A 10,657-nucleotide genomic window follows, 5' to 3' on the forward strand; every position below is an offset into this window, starting at 1 on the left:
GCAGCGGCAGCTGGGCCGCCAGGCGTGCCTCGCACAGCCCCACCAGCACGTCGTACGCCTTCTTCCCCATCATCTCCTTCAGCTCCGGCCCATAGCTCACATACACCGGATCCCCCGCCCCATGCGCCGACCTCGCCGAGGTGCACCACCAGTGCAGGTCATGCCCTCCCGGCCCCCACCCCCTCCGGTCGTACTCCCCGATCGAGACCTGGAGCACCTTGGTGTCGTCCGGCCGCTCGATCCACTCGAACGTTCTGCGCACCGGCAGCTGCCAGCACACATCCGGCTTGGTCTCCAGCGGCTCACGCCCCTCCCGCAGCGCCAGGATGTGCAGCGAGCACCCCGCGCCCCCGGCGAATCCCGGCCGGTTCTGGAAGATGCACGACCCCTTCCACCGCCGGGTCTGGCGCTCCCCGTCGTCGTCCTCCTCGATCCAGCCCGACTCCGACCCCACCTCATGGAACTGCCACAGCTCCGGCGTCAGCCGGGCCACATGCCCCGCGACCCGCTTCTCGTCGTCGTCGTCCGAGAAGTGCGCGCCCAGCGTGCAGCACCCGTCGTCCGCCCGGCCCGCCGAGATCCCCTGGCACCCGCTGCCGAAAATGCAGTTCCAGCGGGAGGTCAGCCAGGTCAGATCGCAGCGGAAGACCTGCTCCTCGTCGGCGGGGTCGGGAAACTCCACCCACGCCCGAGGAAAGTCCAGCCCCTGCTCATCGCCCTTGACCTTGGCACTGGGCAGGACTTTGCCCTGTTTCGTCTTTTTCGTCTTTGGCACACGGCAAGGGTATGTCCGCGATCGCAGTAGCGTGTCAGTCCATGAGACTCGGAGTCCTCGACGTCGGTTCGAACACAGTGCATCTGCTGGTAGTGGACGCGCACCCCGGCGCCCGCCCCCTGCCCGCCCACTCCCACAAGGCGGAGCTGCGCCTCGCCGAACTGATCGACGCCGAGGGAGCCATTGATCCCGCGGGCGTCGACCGGCTCGTCGAGACCATCCACCGGGCGGTACAGGCCGCCGAGGACCAGGGCTGCGAGCAGGTGCTCGCCTTCGCGACCTCCGCCGTACGGGAGGCCACCAACGCCGACGCGGTGCTCGCCCGGGTCCGGGCCGAGACCGAGGTCGACCTCCAGGTCCTCACGGGCGAGGAGGAAGCCCGGCTGACCTTTCTCGCGGCCCGCCGCTGGTTCGGCTGGTCGGCCGGGAAGCTGCTGGTCCTCGACATCGGCGGCGGCTCGCTGGAGATCGCCTACGGAATCGACGAGGAGCCCGACGCCGCCGTCTCGCTCCCCCTCGGCGCGGGCCGGCTGACGGCCTCCTCGCTGCCCGGGGATCCGCCGACCGCCGAGGACGTACGCGCCCTGCGCCGCCATGTCCGTACGGAGATCGCCCGTACGGTCGGCGAGTTCAGCCGCTTCGGACCCCCGGATCACATCGTGGCGACCTCGAAGACCTTCAAGCAGCTGGCCCGGATAGCGGGCGCGGCGAGGGACGCGGAGGGCCTGTACGTCCAGCGGGAGCTGAGCCGTAAGTCACTTCAGGAGTGGGTACCCAAGCTCGCCGGGATGACGGTCGAGGAGCGCGCGGGCCTGCCCGGGGTCTCCGTGGGCCGGGCCCGGCAGCTCCTCGCGGGCGCCCTGGTCGCGGAGGGGGCGATGGACCTCTTCGGCGCTCAGGAGCTGGAGATCTGCCCATGGGCGCTCCGCGAGGGCGTGATTCTGCGCAGGCTGGACCACCTCCCCGCCGTGTAGTCCGCGCCGCCGTCGCCCGCCGGCGGCCCGTACCCTGTTTCCCGTGGCAGAACCAGTGGCGCGCACCCCCGATCCGAAGGATGCGAAGGACTCGAAGGGCCCGAAGGACGTGAAGGACCCGAAGGACGTGAAGGTCGTCCTGTCGACCGCTTCGGTCTATCCGGAGTCGACGGCGACGGCCTTCGAGATCGCCGCACGCCTCGGCTACGACGGTGTCGAGGTGATGGTCTGGACGGACCCGGTCAGCCAGGACGTCGAGGCGCTGCGCCGGCTCTCCGACTACCACGGGGTCCCCGTGCACGCGGTCCACGCGCCCTGTCTGCTGATCACCCAGCGGGTCTGGTCCCCGGACCCCTGGGTGAAGCTCCAGCGCGCGCGGGCCGCCGCCGAGCAGCTGGGCGCGTCGACCGTGGTCGTCCATCCGCCCTTCCGCTGGCAGCGGCAGTACGCCCGGGACTTCGTCAGCGGCATCTGGCGGATGGCCGATGAGACGGATGTGCGGTTCGCGGTGGAGAACATGTACCCGTGGCGGTACCGGGACCGCGAGATGCTCGCGTACGCCCCGGAGTGGGACGTCACCAAGGACGACTACCGGCACTTCACCATCGACCTCTCGCACACGGCGACCTCGCGCTCGGACACCATGGCGATGATCGACCGGATGGGCGACCGGCTGGGACACGTCCATCTCGCGGACGGCAAGGGCTCCGCGAAGGACGAGCATCTGGTCCCCGGCCGGGGAAACCAGCCCTGCGCGGAGCTGCTGCACCGGCTGGTGCGCACGGGGTTCGACGGGCATGTGGTGATCGAGGTGAACACCCGCCGGGCGATGTCCGCGGCCGAGCGGGAGGCGGACCTCGCCGAGGCGCTCGCCTTCGCCCGTCTGCATCTGTCCGCTCCCGATCTGTGGCCCCTCGCGGGGGACGACGCACAGGAAGTACGGACCGAGGCGTGACCCCCGAGGCATGCCGCTCGCCGGGTCATGCCGCCCGCTCGCCGGGCCCCCGGCGGCTGACCGACAGACGAGTCAACCGTCGCGTATACCGGACATTCTGTCCGGATCTTGGTCGGCCCGCGTAGGCTCGTACCCCGGCATTCCCTTACCTACCGAGGAGCGAGCGACGATGCCCGAGCTGAGGTCCCGCACAGTCACCCACGGCCGCAATATGGCGGGCGCCCGCGCCCTGATGCGTGCTTCGGGGGTAGCAGGCGCGGACATCGGCAAGCCGATCATCGCCGTGGCCAACTCCTTCACCGAGTTCGTCCCCGGTCACACCCACCTCCAGCCGGTCGGCCGGATCGTGAGCGAGGCCATCAAGGCCGCGGGAGCCATCCCCCGGGAGTTCAACACCATCGCCGTCGACGACGGCATCGCGATGGGCCACGGCGGAATGCTCTACTCCCTGCCGTCCCGCGATCTGATCGCGGACAGCGTCGAGTACATGGTCGAGGCCCACTGCGCCGACGCCCTGATCTGCATCTCCAACTGCGACAAGATCACGCCGGGCATGCTGAACGCGGCCCTGCGCCTCAACATCCCGACCGTCTTCGTCTCCGGCGGCCCCATGGAGGCCGGCCAGGCGACGCTGGTCGACGGGACCGTCCGCAAGCTGGATCTGATCAACGCCATCGTCGACGCGGTCGACGAGACCATCTCGGACGAGGACGTCCTCCGCATCGAGGAGAACGCCTGTCCGACCTGCGGCTCCTGCTCCGGCATGTTCACCGCCAACTCGATGAACTGTCTGACCGAGGCGATGGGTCTCTCCCTCCCCGGCAACGGCTCGGTCCTCGCCACCCACACCGCCCGCCGCGCGCTGTACGAGAACGCGGGCCGTACGGTCGTGGAGATCACCAAGCGGTACTACGAGAACGACGACGACAGCGTCCTGCCCCGCAACATCGCCACCCACGCGGCCTTCGAGAACGCGATGGCGCTGGACATCGCGATGGGCGGCTCCACCAACACGATCCTCCATCTGCTGGCGGCGGCGCAGGAGGCCGAGCTCGACTACGACCTGAGCCACATCGACGCCGTCTCCCGCCGCGTCCCCTGCCTGGCGAAGGTCGCGCCCAATGTCGCGCCCCAGGGCACGTACTACATGGAGGACGTGCACCGGGCGGGCGGCATCCCGGCGATCCTGGGCGAGCTGTACCGCGCCGGACTGCTCAACGAGGACGTGCACACGGTCCACTCGCCCTCGGTCAAGCAGTGGCTGGAGACCTGGGACATCCGGAGCGGCTCCCCTTCGCCCGAGGCCGTCGAGCTGTGGCACGCGGCCCCCGGGTGCAAGCGGTCGGCCGAGGCGTTCTCGCAGTCGGAGCGGTGGGAGTCGCTCGACACGGACGCGGCGGCCGGCTGCATCCGGGACGCGGCCCACGCGTACAGCAAGGACGGCGGGCTGGCGGTCCTCAAGGGCAATCTGGCGGTCGACGGCTGTGTGGTGAAGACCGCGGGCGTGGACGAGTCGATCTGGACCTTCGAGGGCCCGGCGGTGGTGTGCGAATCGCAGGACGAGGCCGTCGACAAGATCCTCCGCAAGGAGATCAAGGAGGGCGACGTGGTCGTCATCCGCTACGAAGGGCCCCGGGGCGGTCCGGGCATGCAGGAGATGCTCTACCCGACGTCGTTCCTGAAGGGCCGGGGCCTCGGCAAGGCGTGCGCGCTGGTGACGGACGGCCGTTTCTCCGGCGGTACGTCGGGTCTGTCGATCGGTCACGCGTCCCCCGAGGCGGCCTCCGGCGGCACGATCGCGCTGGTGGCGGACGGCGACCGGATCCGTATCGACATCCCCAACCGCTCGATCGAGCTGCTGGTGCCGGAGGACGAGCTGACGGCCCGCCGCGAGGCGCTGGGCGGGGTGTACGCGCCGAAGAACCGTGAGCGGAAGGTGTCGGCGGCCCTGCGCGCCTACGCCGCGATGGCGACCAGCGCGGACAAGGGCGCGGTCCGCGATGTGAGCAGACTGTCCTGACACCATGACGGTGCGGCGGCCCCCCGGCTTCAGACCGGGGGGCCTTCGGCGCGAAGCCTTACGCGGACCCTGCCGTCTTACGGTCTCCTGGGCGTGTGCCGCGAAGCCTCACGCGAGCCCCGGGCCCCGCTGCCCGACCCTCCGGCGTGAAGCCTTACGCGCACCCCGCCCTCGTACGGCCTCCCGGGCCTGTGCCGCGAAGCCTCACGCGGGCCCGGGCCCCGCTGCCCGACCCTCCGGCGCGAAGCCTGACGCGCACTCCGCCGCCTCACCACTTCTCCGGGCGGCTCGCGGGCACCCCGAACACCGACCCGTCCGGCGCCGTCCCGTACACCCGCCCCTGCTCCACCACCGGAGCGGACAGCATCGGCGCGAACGTATGCTTCCCGTCGTCCATCCGCGGCTCGGTCTGCCCCGCCAGCACCCCGCGCCGCGCGTCCACCGCCAGCAGCCGGCCGTCCGCCGCCGTCACATAGACCGTGCGCGCGGCCGCCGTGGGCCGCGACAGATACGACGCGCCGGTCTCCCGCCGCCACAGCTGCTCCCCGCGCGCGGTGTCGATCGCCACCAGCGAGCCCATGGCCCCGCTCAGATAGACGACGTCCCCCACCACGGCGCCCTGCGCCTGGTCCAGCGGCGCCGGCACCCGCACCCGGCGCGAGTCGGCCGCCGCCGAAGCCGTGCCGAGCCGCACCACCTCGTACGTGAACCCGTCCCGGTCCACGGCCCGCAGATACAGCGCGTCCCCCGAGAGCTGGAGAGGGTGCAGCTCCCCGTCGAGCCGCCGCTGCCACAACTGCTTCCCGGTCGCCGTGTCCACGGCCATGACCAGCGTGGATCCGTCCGCGCCCGCCGCGCCCGCGGGCATCACCCCGAGCGCCCGTCCCGAGCCGTCCGGATCGGCCACCCACTGCGTGCCGACCCCGCCGTGCCGCTTCTCCCAGCGCACCTTCCCGGTCGCGGAGTCCAGGGCCCTGATCCGTCCGTCCTCGCTCACCAGCAGCACCGCGTCGCCGATGTGCCGCACGGTCGGGTACGAGGAGATCCCGGCCGCCCAGCGCACATCCCCGGTCTTCGGGTCGAGCGCCTCCAGCCGGTCGCCGCCCGGCGCGATCACCTGGAGCAGCCCGCCCGCGAGCAGCGGCCCCAGCCCGCCATCGGCCTGCGCCGGGCCGCCGGGGGTCTTCAGCGACCACCGCGTCTTCCCGGTGTCCGGGTCCAGCAGGGCCGCCTTCACCCCGGGGGCGGCGCAGTACAGCCCCGAGAGCCCGGGACCCGCCGCGCACACCGGCGTCCGGTTCTCGTCGTCGCCCCCGCGCAGGGTCACGCTCCAGGGCGTGAACGTTCGCGCCGCGGGCGAGGTCCGCGCCTCGTCCCCGGTCATCCGTACGGCCACGATCCCGGCCGTCGCCGCCACCACCGCCGCGGCCCCCAGCGCCGCCCATCGCAGCCACCGCCCCCGCCGCCGTCGCGGCTCCGCCACCTCGGGCGCGCTCTCGCGCGGATCCGGCGTCCTCGGGGACGGTATATACGCCTGGGTGTCGTACGACGAGGACGGCGCGGCCTTCCGCAGCGCGACCATCACTTCGTAAGGGGTCGGCCGCTCCTCCGGGTCCTTCGCCAGACAGCGCCGCAGCAGCGGTACGAGATCGGTCGGCACCCCGGTCAGATCGGGCTCGTTGTGCACCACCTGGTACGCCACGATGTACGGGCTGTCCGAGTCGAAGGGGCCGCGCCCGGTCGCCGCGTGCACCAGCACCGAGCCCATGGCGAAGACGTCGGCGGCGGGCCCGACCTCCCTCGGCCGCTGGAACTGCTCGGGAGCCATGAACGGCGGTGTCCCGATCAGCTTCCCCGTCTCGGTCCGCAGATCACTGTCCGTAGGGCGGGAGATCCCGAAGTCGATGACCTTGGGCCCGTCCGGCGCGAGCAGGACATTGCTCGGCTTGAGATCCCGGTGGACGACGCCGGCGCGATGGATGTCGCGCAGCGCCTCGGCGAGACCCGCCCCCATCCGGCGCAGCTCCACCACATCCAGCGGACTCCGCTTCACCCGCTCGGAGAGCGTGCGCGCATCGATGAACAGGGTGGCCATCCAGGGCCGGCCGGCCTCCGGGTCGGCGTCGACCACGGACGCGGTGAATGCCCCGCTGACCCGGCGGGCGGCGGTGACTTCCTGTCGGAAGCGCGCTCTGACCTCGGGATCCGCGGCGTGCTCGGCATGGATGACCTTCACCGCGCGCTTCCGCCCGGATGCGGAAGTGGCCAGATGTACCACCCCCATGCCGCCTGTTCCCAGACATGACTCAAGGCGGTAATGCCCGGCATATTCCGGACGCTCCGCTTCCGGGGACTGCCCGGTGTTGCGCAGCGGCGGCATCTGTTACCCCCGTCTTGTCAGTGCGCACACGCGACTCACGGAGCTTAGTCGATGGTGCGTGCGATCCAAGGATGCCTTGGTAGCCTTCTCGCGGCGTACCGTGCGTATGCGCACATACAGCAACGGGGGAGATTTAGATGGCACTTGAGGAAGTACGTCCGGAAAAGATCGGTACCGACCTGGGGGAGGTACCTCTGCTCACCGCCCCGGACACGGCCAAGCGGTACCCGGTCGCCCCCGGCTACCGGGTGAACGTCCGCAGCGGCCCGGGCACCGATTACCGACTCGTCAGGGTGCTGTCCTACGGCGCCCGTGTCCCGATCAACTGCCAGAAGTCGGGGGAGCGGATCTCCGGCCCGTACAGCACCACCGCGATCTGGGACTGCATCGCCAACGGGGAGTACATCTCCGACGCCTACGTCCAGACGGGCAGCGACGGCTATGTGACCATCCGCTGTTCCTGACGGCGGGGAGCTTCCGGGGATAATCGGCCCCGTGAGCGAACGGAAGAACACCAGCAAGAGCGACGGCGGCGACACCTCCGAGATCACCGGTCCGCGGCCCGAGCCCATCCGTTTCTTCGGTACGACCTGGGTCGACCGCGACGGGGGTTACGGACTGCGCCGGGCCGGTGTCGCCGCCGGCGCGCTCGCCGCGGCCGTCGCGGGCTGTCTCGTCCTGCGCTTCGCCTATCAGGGCCTGGTGATCGCGGAGGTCGGCGGCTTCCTCAACACCCTGGTCATCGTGATGTTCGCGATCTGCAGCGCCATCGCCTTCCGTAAGACATGGGAGAGCTTCACCCGCCGTCCCACGGGCACGGTGGGTCCGGACGCGCTCCGCAGCCTGAAGATGATCGGCTTCGTCGGCGTACTGCTCGCCTACGCGGTGCGCGCACTGGCCGAGGCCCCCGGCGAGAAGCTGCACCGTACGGAGTACGAGAAGGCCAGCGCGCGGTACGAGAGGCGCAGAACCACCCGCGCGGGCAATCCGGCGGCCCGCGCCACCCACAAGAACAGATACGCGAAGCCGAAGCGCGGCTGACCCCAGAGGGGGAGGCCCCCTCCCCCTCCCCGCCCCACCCCCGCCTCTCCCCTTCCCCACCCGCCGCCAGGCCACCAGCGCCTGCTCCTGTCCGCCCGGTGCGAGGATGAGCGCACATACCCCCACCGGCGAGGTGAACAGAGCCATGACTCAGACAGTCGCAGTTCTCGGTACGGGCAAGATCGGCGAGGCGCTCCTCAGCGGAATGATCCGCGCCGGCTGGCGGCCCGGCGATCTCCTGATCACCACCCGCCGCTCGGACCGTGCCGAGGAGCTGCGCACCCGCTACGGCGTCGAACCCGTCACCAACGCCGAGGCCGCCAAGCGGGCCGACACCCTCATCCTGGCCGTCAAGCCCCAGGACATGGGGAAACTGCTCGATGAGCTCTCCCCGCACCTCACCGCCGACCGTCTGGTCATCAGCGCCGCGGCCGGCATCCCCACCTCCTTCATCGAGGAGCGCCTGACCGCGGGCACCCCCGTCGTCCGTGTCATGCCCAACACCCCCGTACTCGTCGACGAGGGCATGTCCGTGATCTCGGCCGGAAACCACGCCACCCCCGGGCACCTCGCCCACGCGGAGGAGATCTTCGGCGGAGTCGGCAAGACCCTCCGGGTCCCCGAGTCCCAGCAGGACGCGGCCACCGCCCTCTCCGGGTCGGGCCCGGCGTACTTCTATTTCCTGGTCGAGGCCATGACCGACGCGGGCATCCTCCTGGGACTGCCCCGCGCCCAAGCCCATGACCTGATCGTCCAGGCCGCCATCGGCGCCGCCGTGATGCTCCGCGACAGCGGCGAGCACCCCGTCAAGCTCCGTGAAGCCGTCACCTCCCCTGCCGGCACCACCATCAGCGCCCTCCGCGAACTTGAGAACCATGGTGTGCGCGCCGCCCTGATCGCGGCACTCGAAGCCGCCCGCGACCGCAGCCGCGAGCTCGCCTCGGGGAACGGCTGACAGTGCCAGTGCTCCTCCTGTCCGGTGCCGTGGCGCCACGGCACCGGACAGGAGAGAGCCGTCTTCCGCTACTCCGCTTGCTGTCCGCTCGTCACCGGCCGGGCAACAGCCCGATCGCCGCATAGGCCGCGTCCACCCGCGGCCTCGCCGTCCCTCTGGCCCGCTCGGAACCCTGGGCGAGGACCGCATCCACATATCCCGCGTCCGCCGCCAGCTCCGCGTGACGCTCTCGCAAGGGCCTCAGCAGCTCCACCACCGCGTCGGCCGTGTCCTTCTTCAGGGCTCCGTACGACGTGTAAACGGGTGCCAGCTCGGCGGGGTTCCCGCCGATGCACGCGGCGAGAATCTCCAGCAGATTGGCTAGCCCCGGCCTCCGCTCTTTGTCGTACTCGACTTCATGCCCGCTGTCCGTGACCGCCCGCATGATCTTCCTGCGCACCAGGTCGGCGTCATCGAGCAGATAGACGATCCCCGCCCCGGACTCGTGCGACTTCCCCATCTTCGACGTCGGGTCCTGAAGATCCATGACCCGTGCGGCCACCGGCGGGCGCGTCGCCTTCGGCACCACAAACGTATGTCCGTACCTCTGGTTGAACCGCACGGCCAGATCCCGGGCCAGCTCCACATGCTGGGTCTGGTCCTCGCCCACCGGAACCTCATCCGTCCCGTAGGCCAGGATGTCCGCCGCCATCAGCACCGGATACGTCAGCAGCGACAGCCGCACACTCTGCCCGGAGGCCGCTGCCCGCGCGCCCTTCTCCTTGTACTGGATCATGCGCCGCAGCTCGCCGTCCGTGGCCGTGCACTCCAGTAGATAGGACAGCCGGGCGTGCTCATCCACATGGCTCTGTACGAACAGGTTGCACCGCGCCGGGTCGAGCCCCGCCGCCAGCATCAGCGTCGCCGCCTGCCGGCTCAGCCGCCGAACCCGGGCCGGGTCGTGCTCCACCGTGAGTGCGTGCAGATCCACCACGCAGAACAGCGCGTCCGCCTGATGCTGGTCGGCCTCGACCCAGCGGTGCAGGGCCCCGAGGTAGTTGCCCAGGGTCAGATGCCCCGTCGGCTTGAGCCCGCTGAAGATCCGTGTCATCCCGTTCTCCGTCTCCTGGTCGGAGCCACCGGTTCCGGCGGCCCGTCTCCGGTGAGGGAGAAACGAAAACGGCCGCCGAGGCGGCGGCCGTTGAGTACATGCTCGGGTGGCGACCGCCGTCAGGCGGGCCACCACTGAAGGGAGCACATACGCGTCGTCATGGGGAGGAGACTACGGGGCGAAGGCCCGGGTTGACAGTGCATACCCAGAACCGTAGTGTTCTCCGAGTTGCCCGACGTGAGCGCCGACTACGGTTGGTCCCCGGGCAGCCATCCCGTAAGAACCTCTGCAAGCGAGCGACTCCTGTCGCCCGTCTTTCGGTGCGCTTTTACGGAATGAGGAATCAGCGTTCGAAGGAGCGCAACCCCGATTGGCGTCGGGGCGAATGATTCCGCTAAAGTCTCACTCGTCGGAACGGCCCAACAGCCGGAAAGACAACCCGAGTTCGACCGGGAATCAGGCCCGAA

9 protein-coding genes are annotated in these 10,657 nt (G+C 70.5%); 6 read left to right on the forward strand and 3 right to left on the reverse strand.

Annotated elements, in window-relative coordinates; all coding sequences use genetic code 11:
- Positions 1-775, reverse strand: a 775-nt coding sequence (locus tag FF041_RS12700; RefSeq protein WP_323391810.1) for a hypothetical protein, incomplete at its 3' end; no start/stop codon positions are given.
- Positions 776-816: 41 nt separating this feature from the next.
- Here FF041_RS12700 and FF041_RS12705 point away from each other — a divergent pair.
- The 3 genes from FF041_RS12705 to ilvD all read left to right on the forward strand — a co-directional run bounded on the left by FF041_RS12705 (position 817) and on the right by ilvD (position 4,724).
- On the forward strand, positions 817-1,749 hold the full coding sequence (locus FF041_RS12705) for a Ppx/GppA phosphatase family protein (RefSeq protein WP_153485935.1): 933 nt from the start codon (positions 817-819) through the stop codon (positions 1,747-1,749).
- A gap of 43 nt (positions 1,750-1,792) precedes the next feature.
- On the forward strand, positions 1,793-2,704 hold the full coding sequence (locus FF041_RS12710; protein ID WP_407698146.1) for a sugar phosphate isomerase/epimerase family protein: 912 nt from the start codon (positions 1,793-1,795) through the stop codon (positions 2,702-2,704).
- A 169-nt stretch (positions 2,705-2,873) separates the two neighbouring features.
- Positions 2,874-4,724 carry a dihydroxy-acid dehydratase gene (ilvD, locus tag FF041_RS12715; protein WP_153522935.1) on the forward strand — a complete coding sequence of 617 codons (1,851 nt, stop codon included), beginning with the start codon at positions 2,874-2,876 and terminating at the stop codon, positions 4,722-4,724.
- A 268-nt stretch (positions 4,725-4,992) separates the two neighbouring features.
- On the opposite strand, the gene FF041_RS12720 is transcribed toward ilvD, so the two are convergent.
- Positions 4,993-7,104, reverse strand: a complete 2,112-nt coding sequence (locus FF041_RS12720) for a serine/threonine-protein kinase (RefSeq protein WP_153522936.1) — start codon at positions 7,102-7,104, stop codon at positions 4,993-4,995.
- A gap of 137 nt (positions 7,105-7,241) precedes the next feature.
- Here FF041_RS12720 and FF041_RS12725 point away from each other — a divergent pair, with 137 nt between their 5' ends.
- The 3 genes from FF041_RS12725 to proC all read left to right on the forward strand — a co-directional run bounded on the left by FF041_RS12725 (position 7,242) and on the right by proC (position 9,100).
- Positions 7,242-7,568: a peptidase gene (locus FF041_RS12725; protein WP_153522937.1), complete on the forward strand. Its 327-nt coding sequence runs from the start codon at positions 7,242-7,244 to the stop codon at positions 7,566-7,568.
- Positions 7,569-7,599: 31 nt separating this feature from the next.
- On the forward strand, positions 7,600-8,145 hold the full coding sequence (locus FF041_RS12730; protein WP_323391811.1) for a hypothetical protein: 546 nt from the start codon (positions 7,600-7,602) through the stop codon (positions 8,143-8,145).
- Positions 8,146-8,290: 145 nt separating this feature from the next.
- Positions 8,291-9,100: a pyrroline-5-carboxylate reductase gene (gene proC / locus FF041_RS12735; RefSeq protein WP_153522938.1), complete on the forward strand. Its 810-nt coding sequence runs from the start codon at positions 8,291-8,293 to the stop codon at positions 9,098-9,100.
- A gap of 91 nt (positions 9,101-9,191) precedes the next feature.
- On the opposite strand, the gene trpS is transcribed toward proC, so the two are convergent.
- Entirely contained in the window at positions 9,192-10,190 is a 999-nt protein-coding gene (trpS, locus tag FF041_RS12740; RefSeq protein ID WP_153522939.1) for a tryptophan--tRNA ligase, read from the reverse strand.
- Between the last annotated feature and the right edge of the window lie 467 nt (positions 10,191-10,657).

Source organism: Streptomyces jumonjinensis, assembly GCF_009600885.1.
GTDB classification, from domain to species: Bacteria; Actinomycetota; Actinomycetes; order Streptomycetales; family Streptomycetaceae; genus Streptomyces; species Streptomyces jumonjinensis.

Excerpts from the sequence above, each read along its gene's own strand:
- FF041_RS12705 (WP_153485935.1), top strand. The coding sequence starts at position 817 with ATGAGACTCGGAGTCCTCGACGTCGGTTCGAACACAGTGCATCTGCTG.
- ilvD (WP_153522935.1), top strand. The coding sequence starts at position 2,874 with ATGCCCGAGCTGAGGTCCCGCACAGTCACCCACGGCCGCAATATGGCG.
- FF041_RS12720 (WP_153522936.1), bottom strand. The coding sequence starts at position 7,104 with ATGCCGCCGCTGCGCAACACCGGGCAGTCCCCGGAAGCGGAGCGTCCG.
- FF041_RS12725 (WP_153522937.1), top strand. The coding sequence starts at position 7,242 with ATGGCACTTGAGGAAGTACGTCCGGAAAAGATCGGTACCGACCTGGGG.
- proC (WP_153522938.1), top strand. The coding sequence starts at position 8,291 with ATGACTCAGACAGTCGCAGTTCTCGGTACGGGCAAGATCGGCGAGGCG.
- trpS (WP_153522939.1), bottom strand. The coding sequence starts at position 10,190 with ATGACACGGATCTTCAGCGGGCTCAAGCCGACGGGGCATCTGACCCTG.